18 protein-coding genes are annotated in these 20,364 nt (G+C 66.0%); 1 reads left to right on the top strand and 17 read right to left on the bottom strand.

Features of this window, described 5'->3' with window-relative positions:
• Positions 1 to 145: 145 nt before the first annotated feature.
• The 15 genes from VFJ08_RS02080 to rpe all read right to left on the bottom strand — a co-directional run bounded on the left by VFJ08_RS02080 (position 146) and on the right by rpe (position 17,398).
• A complete protein-coding gene (locus tag VFJ08_RS02080; RefSeq protein WP_324994654.1) occupies positions 146 to 4,087 on the bottom strand; it encodes a YhdP family protein in 3,942 nt (1,313 codons plus the stop codon).
• A gap of 143 nt (positions 4,088 to 4,230) precedes the next feature.
• Entirely contained in the window at positions 4,231 to 5,733 is a 1,503-nt protein-coding gene (locus tag VFJ08_RS02085) for an Rne/Rng family ribonuclease (RefSeq protein WP_324994656.1), read from the bottom strand.
• A 141-nt stretch (positions 5,734 to 5,874) separates the two neighbouring features.
• Positions 5,875 to 6,345: a 23S rRNA (pseudouridine(1915)-N(3))-methyltransferase RlmH gene (rlmH, locus tag VFJ08_RS02090; RefSeq protein WP_324994658.1), complete on the bottom strand. Its 471-nt coding sequence runs from the start codon at positions 6,343 to 6,345 to the stop codon at positions 5,875 to 5,877.
• A 15-nt stretch (positions 6,346 to 6,360) separates the two neighbouring features.
• Positions 6,361 to 6,768 carry a ribosome silencing factor gene (gene rsfS / locus VFJ08_RS02095; protein ID WP_324994660.1) on the bottom strand — a complete coding sequence of 136 codons (408 nt, stop codon included), beginning with the start codon at positions 6,766 to 6,768 and terminating at the stop codon, positions 6,361 to 6,363.
• Positions 6,768 to 7,436: a nicotinate-nucleotide adenylyltransferase gene (gene nadD, locus VFJ08_RS02100; RefSeq protein WP_324994662.1), complete on the bottom strand. Its 669-nt coding sequence runs from the start codon at positions 7,434 to 7,436 to the stop codon at positions 6,768 to 6,770. Before nadD ends, rsfS begins: the two co-directional genes overlap by 1 nt.
• Positions 7,437 to 7,446: 10 nt before the next feature.
• Complete coding sequence (locus tag VFJ08_RS02105) at positions 7,447 to 8,739, bottom strand: glutamate-5-semialdehyde dehydrogenase (protein ID WP_349256932.1); 1,293 nt, start codon at positions 8,737 to 8,739, stop codon at positions 7,447 to 7,449.
• On the bottom strand, positions 8,736 to 9,791 hold the full coding sequence (gene holA / locus VFJ08_RS02110) for a DNA polymerase III subunit delta (RefSeq protein WP_324994664.1): 1,056 nt from the start codon (positions 9,789 to 9,791) through the stop codon (positions 8,736 to 8,738). The genes VFJ08_RS02105 and holA overlap by 4 nt, the downstream gene beginning before the upstream one ends.
• Positions 9,791 to 10,564, bottom strand: coding sequence for an adenosylmethionine decarboxylase (speD, locus tag VFJ08_RS02115; RefSeq protein ID WP_349256933.1), 774 nt, complete (start codon positions 10,562 to 10,564; stop codon positions 9,791 to 9,793). Before speD ends, holA begins: the two co-directional genes overlap by 1 nt.
• A gap of 55 nt (positions 10,565 to 10,619) precedes the next feature.
• Positions 10,620 to 11,039 (bottom strand): OsmC family protein, encoded by a 420-nt coding sequence (locus VFJ08_RS02120; RefSeq protein WP_324994668.1) that lies wholly within the window; start codon positions 11,037 to 11,039, stop codon positions 10,620 to 10,622.
• Positions 11,040 to 11,152: 113 nt separating this feature from the next.
• A complete protein-coding gene (locus tag VFJ08_RS02125) occupies positions 11,153 to 12,190 on the bottom strand; it encodes a GGDEF domain-containing protein (protein ID WP_324994670.1) in 1,038 nt (345 codons plus the stop codon).
• A 192-nt stretch (positions 12,191 to 12,382) separates the two neighbouring features.
• Positions 12,383 to 13,180 (bottom strand): indole-3-glycerol phosphate synthase TrpC, encoded by a 798-nt coding sequence (trpC, locus tag VFJ08_RS02130; protein ID WP_324994672.1) that lies wholly within the window; start codon positions 13,178 to 13,180, stop codon positions 12,383 to 12,385.
• Positions 13,177 to 14,220 carry an anthranilate phosphoribosyltransferase gene (trpD, locus tag VFJ08_RS02135; RefSeq protein WP_324994674.1) on the bottom strand — a complete coding sequence of 348 codons (1,044 nt, stop codon included), beginning with the start codon at positions 14,218 to 14,220 and terminating at the stop codon, positions 13,177 to 13,179. Before trpD ends, trpC begins: the two co-directional genes overlap by 4 nt.
• Complete coding sequence (locus VFJ08_RS02140) at positions 14,217 to 14,825, bottom strand: aminodeoxychorismate/anthranilate synthase component II (protein ID WP_324994676.1); 609 nt, start codon at positions 14,823 to 14,825, stop codon at positions 14,217 to 14,219. Before VFJ08_RS02140 ends, trpD begins: the two co-directional genes overlap by 4 nt.
• Positions 14,822 to 16,372: an anthranilate synthase component I gene (gene trpE / locus VFJ08_RS02145; RefSeq protein ID WP_324994678.1), complete on the bottom strand. Its 1,551-nt coding sequence runs from the start codon at positions 16,370 to 16,372 to the stop codon at positions 14,822 to 14,824. Before trpE ends, VFJ08_RS02140 begins: the two co-directional genes overlap by 4 nt.
• Positions 16,373 to 16,693: 321 nt before the next feature.
• Positions 16,694 to 17,398 carry a ribulose-phosphate 3-epimerase gene (gene rpe / locus VFJ08_RS02150; RefSeq protein ID WP_324994680.1) on the bottom strand — a complete coding sequence of 235 codons (705 nt, stop codon included), beginning with the start codon at positions 17,396 to 17,398 and terminating at the stop codon, positions 16,694 to 16,696.
• A 285-nt stretch (positions 17,399 to 17,683) separates the two neighbouring features.
• On the opposite strand from rpe, the gene VFJ08_RS02155 reads away from it, so the two are divergent.
• Positions 17,684 to 18,565, top strand: coding sequence for a phosphoribosylaminoimidazolesuccinocarboxamide synthase (locus tag VFJ08_RS02155; RefSeq protein ID WP_324994682.1), 882 nt, complete (start codon positions 17,684 to 17,686; stop codon positions 18,563 to 18,565).
• A gap of 193 nt (positions 18,566 to 18,758) precedes the next feature.
• Here VFJ08_RS02155 and VFJ08_RS02160 read toward each other — a convergent pair whose 3' ends face one another.
• A complete protein-coding gene (locus VFJ08_RS02160) occupies positions 18,759 to 19,439 on the bottom strand; it encodes an ABC-type transport auxiliary lipoprotein family protein (RefSeq protein WP_324994684.1) in 681 nt (226 codons plus the stop codon).
• Between the two features lie 15 nt (positions 19,440 to 19,454).
• Positions 19,455 to 20,363: an MlaD family protein gene (locus tag VFJ08_RS02165; protein ID WP_324994686.1), complete on the bottom strand. Its 909-nt coding sequence runs from the start codon at positions 20,361 to 20,363 to the stop codon at positions 19,455 to 19,457.
• Between the last annotated feature and the right edge of the window lies 1 nt (position 20,364).

The following is a 20,364-nucleotide window of genomic DNA, read 5'->3' on the forward strand; positions in this document are numbered from 1 at the left end:
CGACCGGATCGCAGAGTTCGGCCCCGACGATCACGAGCGCCGCGATCGCCGGCGGGCGCTCGGCCAGCGCGTCGGCGAAGCCGGCGAGACGATCGTGGAAGTGGGCTTCGAACATCGGCGTGGCTTGATCCGGATGTCGGCTACGCTAGTGGCTCGAAGGCTCGGGAGCCTCGGACGCGGACGGGGGCGCCGTGTTGTGGTCGCCGTCGTTCGCCTGCGGATTGACGATCTGCGGGTCGTCCCAGCTGCCCTTGAGGTTGTAGCTCACCGAGGAGAAATGCTGGATCGGCTTTTTGAGCAGTTCCTGCACCGCGAACACCGCCGCGCCGACGATCGGGCCGCCCAGCACCGCGCTGGCGATCGCCACGCCGCTGCCCAATTGCGGCGTGATGGTGACATGTTCGTTGTAGTCGCGCGTCGCTATGCCGATCCGGCCGGTGATGCGGATCTTGGCCGACGGCGTGAGGATGCGCGCATTGTCGCTGAAGGCCTGGCCTTGACGAATATTGAAATCCGCGCGCACTTTGTCGAAAGCCATGCCCTTGTCGACCACGTCGCGGAAATCCAGCCGCAATCGCCGCGGCAGCACGTACAGATTGAACAGGCCGAGTAGACGGCCGGGGCCGGGCTCGACGGTCAGCAGGGTGCCGTGGTCGAGCGCCAGATGGACGTGGCCGTTGAGGTAGCGCAGGTCCAAGCCGTTGTCGTTGGGAGCGATCGCCAGGTCGACCTTGATGCGGGCCTGCTTGGCGCGGATCGGCGAAACATAGCCGAAGCTGCGCAGCAGGCGCGCCAGGCCGTGGCCGTCGAAATCGGCATGCGCGGCGGCCTGGTCGACGCCGCCGTCGCGTTGCCAGTGGGCGCTGGCGGTGCCGGTCAACGCGCCGCCGGCGAGCCGGAAATGCTCCAGCGACCAGCCGTTTGCGCTCGCGCGCGCGTTCACGCGCGTGCGGCCGAAAGAAATGCCGTCGACAACGAAGTTCTGGACGAACAATTGCATCGCCGGCAGATCGTTCGGCGCTAGATCGGGCCAGAGCACGGTCGAATTGGCCGCGCTCGTATCCGCATCGGTATTCGAATCCGCGTCGGGCTCGGCGGTTTCGGTGTGCAGGGCGATCCGCTTGAGGTTGCCCGCGATGCGCGTGGCCTGGCCGGGCCGCACGGTCCACGTGATCTGGCCCTGGCTGTCGTCGCCCTCGAAGTTCACCCGCCAACCGGTGACATCGGTCATCCGCTGGGCGCGAATGTGCGGTCCGGCGATATAGCGATTGCCGAAGTACAGCCGGCCGATGGTCAGATCGCCGCCGAGGAAAGCCAGATCCGAGGTGCTGTCCGTGTCGTTCGACGCGCCCGGGCCGATGGCCGCGGTTTCCGGTGCGCCGGGGATGCCGGCCGGCGCGCCGTAAAGCACATGGCGCACGACATAAAACCAGCCGAGACCGTCGACCCGATTGGCATGGCCGCCGATCCACAGGCCGTCGGTATCCGGCGGTTGTAGATCGGTCGCGCCGACCAGGGCGTGGATGCGCTCGGGCCGGCTGTTGGCGTCGAGGTCTACCGCCAGCTGCAGGCGTTGGTCGTAATCGGCGTCGATATGCCCGCTATCGGGATCGACGGTGACCGTCAGCGGCGCACGGGTCGCCGCCGGTTTGGTCAGCGGCGCCGGTAGCCGGATCGCCATGCCGACCAGATCGCTGTCGATGTCTATCGGGCTGATCCGGCCGGAGCCCTTGACCGTGAAACCCACGGTCATGGCGGTCGTGCCCTTGGCGTAAACCAGCCAGGCATCGGGCAGATAATACGCCAGCGCCGCCCGGTCGTCGGGCAAGCTCGGCTTCGCGCGCGCGGTGATGCGTTGACCGCCGCCCGGGGCTTTCGTGATATCGGCCGAGATCGGCACGCCCAGCATCCGGCCGGTCAACTCCGGGGCGGTGATGCCGCGCTCGGTGAACGCCAACTCTCCTTCAATACCGGTGATCGGGCCGGGCAGGTGTCGCTGGCGCAAGGTGTCGCCCTTGGCGTCGATGGTGCCGTCGACCTCGATATCGCCGAGCCCCGGCTTGAGCGGAATGCGCAGGTTCACCCCGAGATCGGCCGGGCCTTTGACATCGAGCGCGTCCACCAGCTTGCCGAACTTGTCCCGCAGCGGCGATTCGGCGATGAAAGCCATCAGCTTCGTGGCCGGCGCGTCGTCGACCGAGCCGGTCAAATGCATGACCGGCTCGCGTACGTCGTCGACCTGAACCTTGGCGCTGTCGATGCCCACACCCAGCATCTCCGCGCCGGCCAGATCCAGCGTCAAGGCATCGTTGTCGAGCGAGACCGTGCCCTTGGCGTCGCTAACCTTCGGCCAGCCGGGCTTATAGCGTACTTCGACCCCGTGCCCGGCCAGGGTCATATGAAAACCGTTGCCGTTTTTGGCCCGGGCGAACGGAAAACGATTGATCGGGCCGTCGATCTCGACGTGGCCGCGATCGAGCGATCCGGCGACGATCGCCTTGGGCAGCCAATCGCGCAGGCGCGGGTTCGGCAGGCCCTTGGTCTGCGGGACATGACCGAGCAGGCGGGCGATATGCGGCGCTACGATATCGGCGCTGATATCGACGATCGGCGACTTGTCGTCGCCGGGCAGATGAACATGCCCGGAGGTCGTCAGCCGCGCCTTGCGGCTGGCGAGCCGCAGCTTGTCGAAATCGATCGACCAGCCGTGGTCGCCGTCCGGCTGCCAGCTCACCCGACCGCCCAGATCGGTGATATCGACGTCGCCGTCGATATAGCGCGCCGACGAGAGTTGCCCGCCCGCATCGTTAAAGACCAGCGTGTGGTGTTCGCCCTGTTGCCGATAACGTCCGGCGATCGGGCCGAAGGCGATGTGCGGGTTATCGATGGTCAGGCCGGAAAATCCTATGCTCGCGTCGAGCGGCCGGCCGGGCCGCCAGTTCAGCGAAAGATTATCGATCGAGCCGTCGATGGCGGTGTCGGCCAGCCGCGGTTCGGCCAGCCGTGCGATCCGCAGCGCCAACGGCCCGGGCAGGTGACGGGCGGTGACCGAAAGCGCATGCAAAGCGGTATCGAAACGGGCTTTAGCGTCGAACGCCTCCGATTGTTTCAGGCCGCTGGTCAGCCGCGCCAGTTGAACGTCGATACGCCGCGCGCCCCGATCGCTGTGCGCCTTGAATACCGCCGTAAAGGCGGGCACCAGCGGCTGATCGTGGCCTTGGCGGGCCAGCGCCCCGCTGTCGAGCGTGAAGCGGGTGTCGATCAGCCGGTCGTGGCGCCAATGGCCGTCGAGATCGAACGACAGCCGCCCGCCGCGCAGTTGCGACGCCAGGCCGGGCCGGCTGCGCCGCACGACCGCCAGCGGGCGGATGCCGTCGCCGTGCAGCGAAAAATGCAGACGATCCGGATGCGCCAGCGCGCCCTGGAGCGTGACGCTGGCCTCCAGTGCCGGCCACCAGGCCGGGCCCTGTGCCGAGGCGCTCGCCTGTAGCCTGTGGTCGTTATGGTCGTCGAGCGCCAGATGCAGGTTCGACCAGCGCATGCGGCCGCCCGGCAGGGCCTCGGCGGTGATCGTCAGCTCGCCGCCGTCGACGCGTACATGCGCGATCTGACGGCGAACGGCCTCGAGCTTCGACCAGTTCATGCCCTGGCCGCCCGAGGCGCCCCAGTGGGCGAGCCGCAGCCGGCCGTCTCGTTGTACCAGGCTGGCGTGCAGGTTGTTGATGATCAGGCCGTCGGGCAGGCGCGAACCGCCGAGTAGAGCGGAGAGCGAGAATTCCAGCCCCAGCCGGTCGGCGGTAAGAGCGGGCCGATCGGCACCGGGGCGCGTGATGCGCGGATCGTCGAGATATACAATCGGGCCGTGCCGGCCCCAGCCGATTTCCAGGCCCGAAGCCGTGACCTGGGCATGAATGCGTTGACCGACGCGATCGGCCAAAGCGTGCCGATACTGCGGCGCGAATCGATCGAACAGAAAAACGCCGCCCACCAGCAATCCGGCGAGCACGATCACCCCGGCGCCGGCGATGATCAGGCTGCGCTTGATCCAGCCGCGCGGAGGCCGCGCGCGTGGCGTTCGATTGATCAACGCGGGGGCGTCGCGAACGCGCCCGGCAGAGCATCAGGCATGGCGTTGTGGTGATATTTTGGGCCGGGCATGGGCAGTTCCGCGGCGTTTCGTACCGGCGCGCCGGGCTTGCACGATGCATGGCGGGCGATCTTTAGCCCAGCTTACATCACGACCACATCGAATTGTTCGGGCCCGTAGAGCGCTTCGGCCTGTAGCCTGACGATCACACCGGCATCGTCGCACACACGACGAAAAGCCCCAGCCTGGCCGTCGAGCAGTTGATCGATGGTATCCGGCGGCGCGAGCACCAGCAACTCGGCATCGGCACGTGGGCGCAGCCAGGCCCGGCGCGCAATCTCGCGGAACAGGTCGAAGGCGATCGTTTCCGGCGTCTTGACGTAGCCGCGCCCGCCGCAGGCCTCGCACGGCGCGCATAGTAGGTGCTCGAGCGATTCGCGCGTCCGCTTGCGGGTGACTTCGACCAGCCCGAGATTGGACAGCGGGCCGATCGCGGTCTTGGCCGGATCGGCCGCGAGTGCGGCGGTCAGCTGCGCCAGCACCTGCTGCTTGTGTTCGGCATCGATCATATCGATGAAGTCGATCACGATGATGCCGCCCAGGTTGCGCAGCCGAAGCTGACGGGCCACGGTCTGGGCGGCTTCGAGATTGGTGCGCAGCACGGTCTGTTCGAGGCTGCGCGTGCCCACGAAGCCGCCGGTGTTCACGTCCACCGTAATCATCGCCTCGGTCTGTTCGATGATCAGAAACCCGCCGGACTTGAGCGGTACGCGCGGCTGCAGCGCCCGCTGGATCGCGTCCTCGATGCCGTACTGGGCGAACAGCGGGGTGTCGCCCTCGTGCATCAGTACGCGGTCGGTAAACTCGGGCGCGAAGCGCCGCGTGAAGGCGATCATCTCGTTCCAGGCGCGCGCGTCGTCGATGATCACCGCCGAGACCTCCGGCGTGAGCAGGTCGCGCAGCATGCGGATGGCCAGCGGCAGGTCGCCGTAGATCAGGGTTTCGCCCGGCACGTGTTCGGCCTGGGAGCGGATATCGGCCCATACCGTGGCGAGAAAACGCATGTCGGCGGCCAGCGCCGTCGGGGCGGCGCCGTCGGCCACGGTACGCACGATAAAACCGCCCGGCAGGTCGAGCTCGCGTCTAAGATCCGATACCGCCTCGAACAGACGCGAGCGTTCCTCTTCGCTCTCGATACGGGCGGACACGCCGATCCGGGGCGTATGCGGCATATAGACCAGAAACCGCGACGGAATGGCGAGATCGGTGGTCAGCCGCGCGCCCTTGGTGCCCATGGCGTCGCGGGTGACCTGGACCAGTACGCGATCGCCGGCGTGCAGCCGTTTCTCGATGCGCGGCGTGTCGGCGTCGTCGCCGGTATCCGGGCGGACCATGTCCGAGACCTGAAGGAAGGCCGCGCGCTCGGCTCCGATGTCGATGAAGGCGGCCTGCATGCCGGCCAGTACGCGCTGGACCACACCGAGATAGATATTGCTGACCGCGCTGGCGGTCGCGTCGCGCTGGATATGGATGTCCTGCAGCACGCCGCGCTCGATCTGGGCCGCGCGGGTCTCGCCCGGACCGGCGTTGACCAGGATCTCGACCCGCAGGGCATCGGCGTCGATCAGTGGCTCCGCGCTGCTCACGAAGCCCGACCGTGGCGGCAGCCGCCGCATAAAGGCGTGATGGAAATCGAACGGTTCATGTATGAATTGTCGACACCGCACCCCTAATCCCGCAACTCAACAATGATCGTAGCCGCGGCCGGCGCGGCGTCGGCGCGTGGATCAGGCGCGATGGTAGGGATGGCCGATCAGGATACTGTGGGCACGGAACAGCTGTTCGGCCACGATCACGCGCACCAGGGGATGCGGCAAGGTCAACTCGGACAGCGAGCGCCGGTGCCGCGCGGCGGCCAGGGCGTTTTCGCCCAGGCCGTCGGGGCCGCCGATCAGGATGGCGCGGTCGCGGCCGTCGTTCATCCAGGATTTCAGGTCGTCGGCCAGGGTCGCGGTGGACCAGGGCCGGCCGTCCAGCGTAAGCGCGATCACCTCGGCGTCGCGGCCGATCGCCTTGACCATGCGTGCTTCCTCGGCGGCGACGGCCTTGGCGGTATCACCGGCCTCATGGCGCTTGGCCAGCGGTATCTCGACCAGTTCGAGCCGGCACTCGCGCGGCAGGCGCCGCGCATAATCGTTATAGGCCGTCGTCACCCATGCGGGCATGCGCCGGCCCACGGCGATCAGCCGGATACGCATGTCGTCGGGTAGGGCCTAGTGCGCGGCGGTCGAGGCGTCCGGGCCGGCGGCGACATCCACGTCCCAGAGTTTTTCGAGCTGATAATAGGCGCGGGTTACCGGCTGCATGATATGCACGACCACGCCGTTGAGATCGATCAGCACCCATTCGGCCTGTTCCAGGCCCTCGACGCGCGGCGACAGTCCGGCCTGCTTGGCGTTGGCGATCACCGTTTCGCCTATACGCCTGACGTGGCGTCCGGAGCGGCCGGTGCAGATCACCAGATGCTCGGCGATGGTGGTGAGACGGGCGACATCCAACACCTTGACCGATTCGCCCTTGAGCTCCGCGACCGCGTCGAGCGCGACCCGTAGCGGGCTGTCTGCGGGCGCCGTTTCGGCGGTTTGGGCGGTGTTGTCGGTCCGGGTATTGTTTGCTGCCATCATTCCTCGGCCTCGCTCGCCGGCGAGCGATAAATCTTGTAATCCATGATGTCGTCGAGAATCGTCGCCGGCAAGAGGTAGCGCGGGCTTTCCCCGGAGGCGATGAGCTTACGGATACGGCTGGCCGAGATCGCCAGCGGCGGCGGCGCGTAGTTGTAGATCAGGCCGTCCTGCCGGCGATGCAGTTCGTCGATGTCGCCGGTCGAGCGCCGTTCCAACTCGGCGGTCGCCTCGCGCGCGAATTCGGCCGATAGTCCGGGCCGCTCGATGAGCACGATATGGGCGTATTCGAACAGCCGTTCCCATTCGTACCAGCTGGGCAGCTTGGCGAACACGTCCCGGCCCATGATCAGGCACAGCGGATGGCCCGGAAAGTCTGCGCGCAACGAAGCGAGCGTATCGACCATGTAGGACGCGCCGTCGCGCATGAGTTCGCGGTCGTCGAGGGCGAGCCGCGGTTCGTTGGCGGTCGCCACGCGGATCCATTTCGCGCGCTGGCCCGGCGTGGCGCCCGGCTGTTCGCGATGCGGCGGCCGGCCGTTGGGAATCAGACGGACCTGGGCCAGTTTCAGATCGGTGGCCAGTTCCATGGCCAGCCGCAGGTGGCCATTGTGAACTGGATCGAAGGTACCGCCGAGGATACCGATCGGGGCGCTGCTGTGGATCATTGACGATGATTTAGCGGACATGGCCGTCGCCGAAGACGACGTATTTCTGGGAGGTCAGGCCGTCGAGCCCGACCGGCCCACGGGCGTGGAGCTTGTCGGTCGAAATGCCGATCTCGGCGCCCAACCCGTATTCGAAGCCGTCGGCGAAGCGGGTCGAGGCATTGACCATGACCGAAGCCGAATCTACCGCGCGGATGAAGGCGCGCGCCCGGGTGACGTTCTCGGTCACGATGGCGTCGGTGTGATGCGAGCCCCAGTGCTCGATATGCTCGATCGCGGCGTCCATGTCGGGCACGATGCGCACGGCCAGGGTCGGCGCCAGATATTCGGCCGCCCAGTCGGCGTCGGTGGCCGGCTGGACCTCCGGGCCGAGCAGTTCCCGTGTGGCCGGGCAACCGCGCAGGGTCACGCCGGCCTGGATCAGGTCGTGCGCCAGCGGCTCGAGAATGGAGGCCGCCACCGATTCGGCGACCAGCAGCGTTTCCATCGTGTTGCACGTGCCGTAGCGCTGGGTCTTGGCGTTGACCGCGATGGCGACGGCCTTGTCGCGATCGGCCGAGTCGTCGATATAGACGTGGCAGACGCCGTCCAGATGCTTGATCACGGGCATGCGCGCATGCTCGGCCACGAACCCGATCAACCCCTTGCCGCCCCGGGGCACGATGACGTCGATGTATTGCGGCATCGCCAGCATGGCGGCCACGGCTTCGCGGTCGGTGGTTTCGACCACTTGTATCGCCTCGCGCGGCAGCCCGGCATCGGTCAGCCCGCGCGCCACCGCGGTCGCGATCGCCTGATTGGAATGCACCGATTCGGAGCCGCCGCGCAGGATCGCCGCGTTGCCGGATTTCAGGCACAGCGCGGCCGCGTCCGCGGTCACGTTCGGCCGCGATTCGTAGATGATGCCGACCACCCCGAGCGGCACGCGCATGTGCCCGACCTGAATGCCCGACGGTCGAAAGTTCAGATCAGTCAGGCTGCCGATCGGATCGGCGAGGGCGGCGACCTGGCGCAGCCCCTCGGCCATGCGCTCGATGCGTCCGGGGTTGAGCTCGAGGCGCTCGACCGCGGCGTCGTCGAGCTTGCCGCGCGCTTCGCGAACGTCCTTGGCATTGGCGGCCAGGATGCTGTCCTGTTGCTCGGTCAGCGCCTCGGCGATAGCGAACAGGGCCGCATTCTTCTCGCCCGGCTCGGCCGCGGCCATGCGCCGGGCCGCGCGCTTGGCGGCTGCGCCCAGCACGTGCATCTGACGGGTCACGCGGGAGAAAGCCTCGCGGTCGGGTTCGCTTGGGTTCGCGCTCATGGCGATCGTGTCGTGGCAAATGAAGGGTGCGTGGTGCGCGCGGCCGGCGTGTGCCCGGAAAGCGCAATCGTCAATGTTATCAGTTCGTCCCAGGCTCGGCCCGCGGCCGCGCCCTTGTTGATGGCATCGGTGCGCGCGGCCTGGCGCAGTAGGGCCGCCAAACGGGCCGGCTCGGCTGCCCGCGCGGCGTCGGAAATCTGGCGCTTGCGGGCCACCGGCATGAAAATCTTGTTCATATAGGCGTCGAGCCGGTTGGCGCGGGCGGCGAGCGCGGCCTGGTAGAGCGTGCGCAGATCGTTGACCAGCGCCCAGGTGATCGGTACCGCGTCCACGCCCTCGGCGCGCAGCCGGTACAGGGTTTTCACCGCACCCGCGGCATCGCCGGCGAGCGCCTTGGCCGGCAGATCGAAAATATCGAAGCGGGCATGATCGCCGGCCGCCGCGCGCACCTCGTCGTGATCGACCGTGGCTTCGGGATGGAGCAGGGCGAGCCGGTCGATCTCCTGGGCCGCGGCGAGCAGATTGCCTTCGTTCTGGGTGGCCAACAATCGCGCGGCTTCGCGGGTCAGGCCGAGGCCGCGCTTTTCGGATCGGCGCTCGATCCACGCCACCATCCGCGAGATCGGCAGCGGCCAGGCGTAGCTGACCACGCCGGCTCTGGCGGCGGCCTTGTACCAGGCGCTCTTGCGCGCCGAGGCCGCCAGCCCGGGCGCGACCACGAGCAGCAAGGTGTCCGGTGCGTCCTGCTTGAGAAAATCCGCGATCGCCGCCGAGCCGGGCTTGCCCGGTCCCTTGTCCGGCAGGTGCAGTTCGACGATACGCCGGACGGCGAATAGGGATCGATTGGCGCCGGCGGTGGCGAGCTGGCCCCAGTCGAAGCCGGGTTCGGCATGCAGGATATCGCGCTCGTCGAAACCTTCGTCACGGGCGCGGCGGCGCACCGCGTCGGCGGCTTCGACCACTTGCAGCGGCTCGATGCCGGCGACCACATAGACCCGGGCCAGCGGCTGGCGCGCGAACTCGGTCTCGAAGTCTTCGGCGCGAATATCCATCACGGTCTCGCTGCAAGATTGCGGCCGTAGAAGATATCGGTGATCTCGCCGGCGATGCGCTCGCCGAGATCCCGTGCTTCCGCGGCGGGCAGAGCCGCTGCGTTTTCCGCGAACAGATAGTCGTCGAGATCGAACTCGGTCAGCCGCATCTTGGTATGAAAGATGCGCTCGGCCGGCACGTTGACGTCGACCATCTGGTAGCGCGCGCCGATATCGTCCGGGATGTAATCCTGGATCGAGTTGATCTCGTGGTCGATGAAGTGCTTGTCGCCGCCCACGTCGCGGGTGAAGCCGCGCACGCGGTAATCCAGCGTGACTACGTCGGACTCGAAGCTGTGGATCAGGTGATCCAGCGCCTTGAGCGGCGAGATCAGCCCGCAGGTGGAGACGTCGATGTCCGCGCGGAAGGTCGAGATACCGTCGTCGGGATGAAACTCCGGATAGGTATGGACCGTGATGTGGCTTTTGTCGAGATGGCCGACCACGGCTTCCGATACCGGGCCTTCGTAGGCGTTGTCCTCGGCGATCAGGAGGGTCACGCTCGCGCCTTCGGGCTCGTAGTCCTGACGCGCCACATTGAGGATATGCGCGCCGATGATGTCGGAGACCTCGGTGAGGATCTGGGTCAGCCGGTCGGCGTTGAACACCTCGTCGATATAGGCGATATAGGCCTGTTTCTGCTCGCGCGTGCGGGCATAGCAGATGTCGTAGATGTTGAACGACAACGACTTGGTCAGGTTGTTGAAACCGTGCAGGCGAAGTTTATCCATCAGTGCTCGCGTCCGCGGTGTCCGAACAAGGCGCGGTATCCGGCGCGCACGGGCCGTTTCATTCGGCTTCGTGAATCGTGTAGCCGTGCGTCATGTTCACGGCCTTGGCCAGCATGATCGAGGCCGAGCAGTATTTTTCCGCGGAAAGCTCGACCGCGCGTGCCACATGCTTTTCGCTTAAGCCGCGCCCGGTGACGATGAACTGGACATGGATATCGGTAAAGACCTTGGGCTCGGTCTCGGCCCGCTCGCCCTCGACCTCGATCCGGCAGCCGGTCACGTCCTGGCGCGATTTCTTCAGAATGTGCATCACATCCATCGCGCTACAGCCACCGACCGAAAGCAGCATCATCTCCATCGGCCGGAAGCCGGCGTTCTTGCCGCCGAGATCGGGCGGGCCGTCGATGCTCACGCGGTGGCCGCTGTCGGCGGTGGCGTCGAATTCCAGGCCGTCCTGCCAGTCGAGTGTCGCTTTCATGGCGCTCATGTCGATCAATAGGGTAGTTAAACGATGTGGGGTGGGGCCGCGGAAATAAAAGAGGGCCGGGCGTTTCCGGCACCCGATCCAGCCTTGCGATGCGGCGCGCAATATTATCCGGCATCGGCCGTGTTGCCGGTTTCGGCCCGGCAGACGCGGTTACGGCCGCTGTTCTTGGCTCGATAAAGCGCCTCGTCAGCGCGTTTCAGCAAGGTGGCGTATGGTTCGCCCAAGCGGCTTTCGGCCACGCCAATGGACAATGTGACGCCGAAACTTCGGTGATCGGCTTCGAACACCAGGCTTTCGATGGCAACGCGGAGGCGCTCGGCGATCGTGATGGTTTTGTGATCCCGAATGCGGGGCAATATGAGCAGAAATTCCTCGCCGCCGTAGCGGCCGAACGTGTCGATGTCTCGAATATCGGCCTGGATGGCTGTCGCGCAGCGACACAGAACGTCGTCGCCGACGGAATGGCCGTATTGATCGTTGATCCGCTTGAAGTGGTCGACGTCCATCAGACACACGCAGTACGTCTCGGCCGGATCCGATTGCTCCGGCTCGTGGCTCAATGCATCGATGAGAAAGCGGCGGTTGTAGCTGCCGGTCAATTCATCGCGTGTCGCCATTTCGGCGATTTGATCGTGATGTCGGGCGAGCCGGTCCCGTAGGCGCACGATATAGCTGCCGAGCAGTCCCATCTGCAGCATGAAAAACGCGACCGCCGCCAGAATCATCCATTCGCCCGGATCGGGATTCACGTGTACTGCGTTTTGGATTGACAGAATCAGAAAAACACAGCAATAGCCCGCGACGTAGGTCGACATCACGGTCAAGAACCGTCGAATGTCGAGATTCAAAGCGCCGTACAGCAAGCCGCTCAGCGATACGATGAGCAGTGCCGCGCGCCCGAGGTCCGAGGCGGTGTGATAAAGAAGAAACAGCAGCGGGGCGAGCGGCAGCAGATTCTGCGTACGGATAAAACTCGGGTCGGCAAAACGCAGATTCAGCCCGCTCCGAAAAAACAGATACAGGCCGATGCACACGGCGGCCGCGAAGACGAAAAAGAAAAGCACATAACGCCATGCCAGCACGCCGGTCACGGCGCCGAGCGCGACGACGATGGCGGCCAGGGTGTACGACGCCATCGACATGTATACATATTGAAGGCGAACGGCTTGCGCCCGCTTGGTTTCCTGATCCAGTTCACACCCCTGGTCGATAGCCCACCTACACTATCGATTCTCATGCAAGACATCGCGCCGGATCAAATACGCTCAAGGCGCAAGCCTGCTTGGGATCGTCACGTGCCGGACCTATTCGGCAAGCGTGTACGCGATCGGGCCTCAGGCGATCAAGCGGGATAATGCCTGGCCGGGATCGGGTTGGCGCATGAAGGATTCGCCGACCAGAAAGGCGCCGAATCCGGCGTCGTTGAGGCGTAGCCGGTCGTCGGGGGTGAAAATGCCGCTTTCGCTGACCAGCAGGCGGTCTCCGGCGATTTGTTCACGCAGACGCAGGCTCACCTCGAGCGTCGTGTCGAAGGTGTGCAGATCGCGATTGTTGATGCCGACAATGGTCGCCTCGGGCAGGGTGAGCACGCGCTCGAGTTCCCCGGCGGTGTGAACCTCGGCCAGCACGTCCATGCCGAGTTCGAAGGCGCGGCCGGCCAGTTCGGCCATGAGATCGGTCGACAGGGCGGCGGCGATCAACAGAATGCAGTCCGCGCCCAGCGCGCGCGATTGATCGATCTGGATCGGGTCGATCATGAAGTCCTTGCGCAGCACGGGCAGGCCGCAGGCGTCGCGGGCCCGGGCGAGAAAGCCGTCGTCGCCCTGGAAATAATCGCGATCGGTGAGCACCGACAGACATGCCGCCCCGCCGGCCTCGTAGCGCTGCGCCAGCCAGGCGACATCGAAATCTTCGCGGATCAGGCCACGGCTCGGCGAGGCTTTCTTGATTTCGGCGATGACGGCGCGCGGCGTTTGGGCGCGCAGCGCCTCGGCGAAGCCGCGCGTGGCGCCGGCGCTGTCGATGGCATCCATCAGCTCGGCTTCGCTGATCGCCCCGCGGAAAGCAGCGATCTCGGCCCGCTTGTCGGCGAGAATGCGATCGAGAATAGTGTCGGTGGCCTGAATGCTCATGGCTGCGCCAGCGCGGCCCGGGCCAGGGTGAAGCGCGCAACTTCGATCATGCGCCGGGCGGCGGCGCCGCTGGCGATCGTTTCGCGTGCCAGGGCGACGCCTGCCGCCAGGTCCGGCGCCCGGTCGCTGACATAGAGCGCCGCCCCGGCGTTGAAGGCGATGATGTCGGCGGCCAGATCGAACTCCCCGGCAAACGCTTTTTCGATGATCGCGAGCGAGCCCGCCGCATCCGGCACGCGCAGCGTATCCAGCGAGCCGCGCTCCAGGCCGACATCTTCGGGCGCGATGCGATAGCTCACCACGTGGCCGTCGCGTAATTCGGCGACCTTGGTCGGCGCATTGATCGACAGTTCGTCGAGTCCGTCGTCGCCGTGCACGACCATGACGTGCCGGGAACCGAGCTTGGCCAGCACATGGGCCAGCGGTTCGCAGAGATGGCCGTTGAACACGCCCATGAGTTGATTGCGCGCGCCGGCCGGGTTGGTCAGCGGGCCGAGCAGGTTGAACAGCGTGCGGATGCCGAGCTCGCGGCGCACCGACACGGCGTGCCTCATCGCGCCGTGGTGGGCGGGCGCGAACATAAAACCCACGCCGAGCTCCTGGATACAGGCCGCGACCTCGGCCGCGCCGGTGTCCAAATTCAGCCCGGCGGCCTCGAGCAGATCGGCGCTGCCGGATTTGCTCGAGACCGAACGGTTGCCGTGCTTGGCGACATGGCCGCCGGCCGCGGCGGTCACGAACGCGGCCGCGGTGGATACGTTGAACAGGCCGGCGCCGTCACCGCCGGTGCCGCAGGTGTCGACCAGCGATTCGGCGAGTTCGGGCGCCACTGGGACGGCGGCGGCCAGTTCGCGCATCACGCCCGCCGCCGCGGCGATCTCGTCGATCGATTCGCCCTTCATCCGCAAGCCCATGAGCAAGGCGCCGATCTGAGCCGGGGTGGCGCCGCCGGTCATGATCGTGCGCATGGCCGAGGCCATGCGTTCGGGCGCCAGATCCCGTCCGTGGGCGATTTCGTCGAGCAGAGCCGAGTCGATCACGTAGCACGCTCCGGTGCGATTTCGCCGCAGCGCTTTAAAAACGTCCGCAGCATCTCGTGGCCGTGATCGGACAGGATCGATTCGGGATGAAACTGCACGCCCTCGGCGCCGGTCGGGGTGTGGATCAGGCCCATGATCTCGTCCATTTCGCCGTCGTCGTCTTCGGTCCAGGCGGTGATTTCGAAATCGGCCGGCAAACCGTCGCGGGCGACGATCAGCGAGTGATAGCGGGTCGCGGTCAGCGGATCGGCCAGGTTCTCGAACACGCCGCGGCCGCGGTGGCGGATGGTCGATGTCTTGCCGTGCATGACCCGGCGGGCGCGGATGACGTGGCCGCCGAAGGCCCGGCCCAGCGCCTGATGGCCGAGGCACACGCCGAAGATCGGCAGGCGATGGGCCATGCGCTGGACGAGCTCGATCGATACGCCGGCGTCCTCCGGGCCGCAAGGCCCGGGGGAGACGACCACGCCGGCGGGCGCCAGACGCTCGATTTCCGCGACCGTGATTTCGTCGTTGCGCACCACGTGCACTTCAGCCTTGAGCTCGCCGAGATACTGCACGAGGTTGTAGGTGAACGAATCGTAGTTGTCGAGCATCAGGATCACGCCGGATTCTCCTTAGAGCTGTGATCCACGCGTCGGCGCGTGGCCAGCCCCTGTTCGGCAAGCGCCGCGGCCTTCATCACCGCCCGCGCCTTGTTCATGGTTTCCTCCCACTCGGCGGTGGGCTGGGAGTCCGCCACGATGCCGCCGCCGGCCTGGACATGGATCTCGCCGTTCTTGAGCACCGCGGTGCGGATGGCGATCGCCAGGTCCATACTGCCGTTGCCGGCCAAATAGCCGACCGCGCCGCCGTAGACGCCGCGCTTGACCGGCTCGATCTCGTCGATGATCTCCATCGCCCGGATCTTGGGCGCGCCGGAGAGCGTTCCGGCCGGGAAGGCGGCCCGCAGCGCGTCCATCGGCGTCAGGTCGGCCCTGAGTTTGCCGGTGACGTTGGACACGATATGCATGACGTGCGAATAGCGCTCGATCGCCATGCGCTCGGTCAGCTTGACCGTGCCCGGCGCCGCGACGCGGCCGACATCATTACGCCCGAGATCGATCAGCATCAGGTGCTCGGCGATCTCCTTGGGGTCGGCCAACAGTTCTTCGGCCAGCGCTTCGTCCTCGGCCGGGCTCAGCCCGCGCTTGCGGGTGCCGGCGATCGGGCGCACCGTGACCTCGCCGTCCATCGCGCGCACCAAAATCTCCGGCGAGGCGCCCACGACGTGGTGATCGTCGAAGTTGAAATAGAACATGTAGGGCGAGGGATTCAGGCTGCGCAGCGCCCGGTACAGCGACATCGCCTCGGCGTTAAACGGCGCCGACAGACGCTGGCTGGGCACCACCTGCATCACGTCGCCGGCCTGGGTGTATTCGCGAATCCGATGCACCGCATCCTCGTAGCCGGCCTGGGTCAGGCCCGAGACGAAGCGTCCATCGCTAACATCATTAATTTGGGGCTCGATTTCGGGACCGGCCGCCGTGCCGGTGCAAGCGGCCGCCTGGGGCAACGGCGCATCCAGCGCGTCCAGAATCGCCTCCACCCGGGCCTCGACGCGAGCGCGATCCTCGGCATCGTCTTCCAGATGATGCGCCACGACATAGAGCTTGCCCGACAGGTTGTCGAAGATCACCAGTTCCTCGGCCACCAGCAGCAGAATATCGGGCAGATCGAGCGGATCGTCCTTATCGTGCCCGCCGCCGGCCAGCCGCGGTTCGATATAGCGGATCGTGTCGTAACCGAAGTAGCCGACCAGGCCGCCGGTCAGACGCGGCAGTTCGGGCAGACGCGGCAACGGCCGGGCCTGGTTGAAGGCGGCGATCCAGGCCAGCGGATCGGCCGTCTTGAGGGTTTCGATGACGCCCTCATTTGTTTCGTGCACCAGCGTGTGGCCGCGTACGCGAATGCGCTCGGCGGCCGGTAGCCCGATGATCGAATAACGCCCCCAGCGCTCGCCGCCCTGCACCGATTCCAGCAGAAAGGAATAGGGCGCATCGGCGACCTTCAGGTAAGTCGACAATGGGGTGTCGAGATCGGCCAGCGCCTCGACCACCAGCGGTTCACGCCGGGCGAGTAGCGAGGCCTCGTAGGAGACGGATTCGGGCATGGCACATCAATCGATCGGATAACACAAACAGGCAGTACGGCAACGCGCACCGCGGCAGGTACGGGATCAACCCCGCCAGCGCTGTCCTCGCCATCGCCAGGCCGTGTCGAAGGCGCGGCGAGCGGTTTGTTTCCAACGATTCGATGTCATGCGCGAATCCTGCCGTATCTCGTTCGCGTTGCCAAGCCGGTCGGGTCGTCCGGGGCACCAAGACAGTTTAATCGCGGGTTGCGCGGATGACGCGGATGCAAGGTTCGCGGCATGCGCGACCAAGTTTGCGCAAGCGGAAAGAACGCGCTTCGTAGCCCGGCCGGGGTGGAATCAGCCGGCGCCGACGGCGGTCTTCATCCGGCTGATGATTTGCGTGTAATCGCCCTGGCCGAAAATCGCCGAGCCGGCGACGAAGGTATCGGCGCCGGCTTCGGCGATCGCGGCGATATTGTCGATCTTCACGCCGCCGTCGACCTCGATGCGAATTTCGCGGTCGGTGCCCGCGGTCACGGTGTCGATGATCTCGCGTGCTTCGGCGATCTTGGCCAGCGATTGCCGAATGAACGACTGGCCGCCGAAGCCGGGGTTCACCGACATGATTTGGATGATATCGATTTTGTCGAGCACGTATTTCAGCCATTCCAGCGAGGTGGCCGGATTGAACACCAGCCCGGTCTTGCAGCCGAGATCGCGGGCCAGCGCTAGGCTGCGGTCGACATGGCGCGTGGCTTCGGGGTGGAAGGTGATCGAGGCCGCGCCGGCGTCGGCGAAACCGCGGATCAGGTCGTCCACCGGCTCGCACATCAGGTGCACGTCGATCGGCACGCTCGGATGCGAAGCCGATAAACGCTTGGCGAGCGCGGCGCAGACCGGCGGGCCGAACGTGAGGTTCGGCACGTAGTGGTTGTCCATCACGTCGAAATGGATCCACTCGGCGCCGGCGGCGATGACGGCCTCGCACTCGTCGCCGAGCGCGGCCATGTCAGCCGACAGGATCGAGGGGGCGATCAGGGGGGCGAAAGGAGATCGGGCCATGCGATGAAACCGTGGAAGGGAGGAGGTTGCTCCGTACGCTCTGCGATAGACGCGCCGCCGTCAAGCCGTCGCGGCTCGTTTTGCGTCCGGCCGCGTCTTCGGTGCCGCTGGGCGAGCGTCCGCCGCTGCTGTCGGCCGCGCCCGGCCGGTTTTTTCTCTGGATTTGGCCGGTCTGCTCAGCATCGCGATCGCCACCGGCGGCAGCTATGGGCCGCTCTGAGGCCTACCATCGGTAACGGCTGTTAGACTACGCCGTCGCGCCGGACCACCACTCACTGCAAACTCATGGCCGAGACCCTCTACGAGTCCGAACTTCACAGCTTGCCGTTGCTGATGCGCGGCAAGGTGCGGGATGTCTACGCCGTGGGCGTGGATTATCTGTTGATCGTGGCCACCGACCGGCTGTCGGCCTTCGATGTTGTCTTGCCGGACCCGATCCCGGGCAAGGGCGCGGTGCTCACCGAGCTGACGCATTTCTGGTTCGACCGCTTCGCGGGCACGGTCGCCGATCAGCGGGTCGATATTCCGCTGGAACGGATTCTCGACGATGCCGAGATCGCCCAGGTCGGCGGCCGCGCCATGACCGTGCGTCGGCTGGATGCGCTGCCGATCGAGGCGGTCGTGCGCGGCTATGTCGTCGGCTCCGGTTGGAAGGATTATCAGGCCACGGGCGCGATCTCCGGCATCGAACTGCCGCGCGGGCTGGCGCAGGCCGAGAAGCTCCCCGCGCCGATTTTCACCCCGGCCACCAAGGCCGAGGCCGGCGATCACGACGAGACCATCGCGTTCGCGCAAGCGGCCGCGACCATCGGCGCACAGCGCGCGGCCGAAGTGCGCGATACCGCCACGCGGCTGTATCGCTCTGCGGCCGAGTACGCGGCGGAGCGCGGCATCATCATCGCCGATACGAAATTCGAGTTCGGCGTGGACGTACACGGGGAGCTGGTGCTGATCGACGAGGTGCTCACCCCCGATTCCTCGCGCTTCTGGCCGGCCGATGGATACGCCACCGGCATCAGCCCGCCCAGTTTCGACAAGCAATACGTCCGCGACTATCTCGAAGCGCTGGACTGGGACAAGACCGCGCCGGGCCCGCGGCTGCCGGCCGACGTGATCGCCAACACGGCGGTCAAGTACGCCGAAGCGCGCGACCGTCTGATCGGCTGATTCGTCGGCTCCGATCGCCGGTTATACCGGCCATTATAATAATGTAACGATAGCCGATAAGAAAAAGAACAAGTCCGCAAATAAACGCCAAAGGCACGCAAAATAAAGAGAATTCGTTTTCATTTGCGTTTTTCGCGTTCATTCGCGGACTGTTTTCGTCTTCCTTTTGTATTCTTGTTTTTGCAGGTTGGTATTACTCTGTGCCGGCCTCTGGGCAGGCCTTGCCGCACTGAGCGAGCGTGGTCGCCAGCCATTGCCGGATTTCCCGATTGAGCCGGGCATCGGCCGCCGCCAGCGCGTCGACGCCGCCGGCCGCGTCGGCGGTGGGCGCGCCGGCCATGGTCTCGAAGCGTTTCTGCGCGATCACGGCGCCGCTATCGGCGGCCAGCAGCGTGGCCGTTGCCGCGATATGGCCGTGGCTGACCGTGCTTGAGGCAAACCGCTGCGAGAAATCCGACAGCTCGAGTTGCAGCGCGAGATCGGCCTGGCCCGGCGCCTCGCCGAGCACGGCCGCGAACAGTCCCGAACCGGACAGCGTGTCCTTGAGGTTGTCGCCGACCAGTCGGGCTGGCGTATCGGCCCACGCCGACTGGGTATAGGCCGAAATCTGGGGGTTGTCGCCAGAATCCAACCGGTAGAGCATGCGGTTGGAGTCCAGCCAGCCGGGCGCGCCGACCGGGCGCAGATCCAGCGTATAGCCGGTCGAGCTCGTGGTCGCGCGGGCGGCGGTATCGGCCGGCCCGGCGTCGAGCGTGTAGCGCGCCGGGTAAGCGACGCCGCCGCCGCCGAGTATGCTGCACCCGGCCAGGCCTATCAGTGCGGTGGTCGCGCCGAGTACGGCCAGGCACTGCGGAATACGATCGAATATTTTCATCGCGAAACTCATCGATTAATTACCGGGCGCATCGAAACCGGGCTCGCCGGGGCCGGGCCGGCGCTCCGGTGGGCCGGTGAGCACGCTCTGGGGCTTGGCCGACAACTCGGCGCTGAGCTGCTGGATCTGGCGCGCGGTGTCGTGCATCTGGCGGGTGAGCGCGTCGATATGCGGCAGCACCTGATTGTTCAAACTGCGTATGAGGTCCTGGCTGGACTGGCCCACATTTTGCGCCGAGGCGGCGGCCGCGCCAGCTTTCCGGATGGCCGGGATCGCTTGTTCGGTCAGGCGGTCGATACTGGCGACCGTGTCTTGCAGCGCTTGGGTCAGCTCGGGCAATTGGGCCAGTGTCGGCTGCAGGCTCTTCTCGGCCTCGACGAGCTGCCGGGTGGCCTGGTCGAGCTGGGCCAGTATCTGACTGATGTGCTTGGCGTTCTCGCCGCCGGTCAGGTTCTGGATTTGATCGAGAATGGTGCTCACCTTGGCCAGATCGGCTTTGCCGCGTTTCTTGAGCCGGTCGAGCAAGCCCTGATGCAGCGGTATTTGCGGCGGGTTGCCCTTTAGCGGTGGCGCCGATAGATCCGGTGTGCTCAACGTGAGCGTGGACAGGCCGGTGATGCCCTGGGTGGCGAGCTGGCCGTAGCTCGATTGGTTCAGTGGTACCGAGTCGTCTACCTTGAATACGATGCGTACTTTGCTCGCGTCGTGTGGATCGAAGTCCACGCTCACAATATGGCCCACCTTGAGCCCCTTGTACTTGACCGGCGACTGGCTGCCGATCCCGCCGACGGACTGTGTTGTTTCGATGATGATCGTGCGGTTCGCGTTGTCGCCGGTCGACAGCCAGAAAAAGAATCCGACCGCGCCGCCGCCCAGAATCAGGATGAAGATGATGGCAACGACGAAGTGCGAACGGTTTTCCATG

The organism is Salinisphaera sp., assembly GCF_035690525.1.
In the GTDB taxonomy this organism is placed as follows: Bacteria; Pseudomonadota; Gammaproteobacteria; order Nevskiales; family Salinisphaeraceae; genus Salinisphaera.

Excerpts from the sequence above, each read along its gene's own strand:
- VFJ08_RS02160 (WP_324994684.1), bottom strand. The coding sequence starts at position 19,439 with ATGAAAATATTCGATCGTATTCCGCAGTGCCTGGCCGTACTCGGCGCG.
- VFJ08_RS02125 (WP_324994670.1), bottom strand. The coding sequence starts at position 12,190 with ATGTCGATGGCGTCGTACACCCTGGCCGCCATCGTCGTCGCGCTCGGC.
- VFJ08_RS02155 (WP_324994682.1), top strand. The coding sequence starts at position 17,684 with ATGGCCGAGACCCTCTACGAGTCCGAACTTCACAGCTTGCCGTTGCTG.
- trpE (WP_324994678.1), bottom strand. The coding sequence starts at position 16,372 with ATGCCCGAATCCGTCTCCTACGAGGCCTCGCTACTCGCCCGGCGTGAA.
- holA (WP_324994664.1), bottom strand. The coding sequence starts at position 9,791 with ATGGATATTCGCGCCGAAGACTTCGAGACCGAGTTCGCGCGCCAGCCG.
- VFJ08_RS02120 (WP_324994668.1), bottom strand. The coding sequence starts at position 11,039 with ATGAAAGCGACACTCGACTGGCAGGACGGCCTGGAATTCGACGCCACC.
- rsfS (WP_324994660.1), bottom strand. The coding sequence starts at position 6,768 with ATGGCAGCAAACAATACCCGGACCGACAACACCGCCCAAACCGCCGAA.
- VFJ08_RS02165 (WP_324994686.1), bottom strand. The coding sequence starts at position 20,363 with ATGGAAAACCGTTCGCACTTCGTCGTTGCCATCATCTTCATCCTGATT.
- rpe (WP_324994680.1), bottom strand. The coding sequence starts at position 17,398 with ATGGCCCGATCTCCTTTCGCCCCCCTGATCGCCCCCTCGATCCTGTCG.
- VFJ08_RS02105 (WP_349256932.1), bottom strand. The coding sequence starts at position 8,739 with ATGAGCGCGAACCCAAGCGAACCCGACCGCGAGGCTTTCTCCCGCGTG.
- rlmH (WP_324994658.1), bottom strand. The coding sequence starts at position 6,345 with ATGCGTATCCGGCTGATCGCCGTGGGCCGGCGCATGCCCGCATGGGTG.
- trpC (WP_324994672.1), bottom strand. The coding sequence starts at position 13,180 with ATGAGCATTCAGGCCACCGACACTATTCTCGATCGCATTCTCGCCGAC.
- nadD (WP_324994662.1), bottom strand. The coding sequence starts at position 7,436 with ATGATCCACAGCAGCGCCCCGATCGGTATCCTCGGCGGTACCTTCGAT.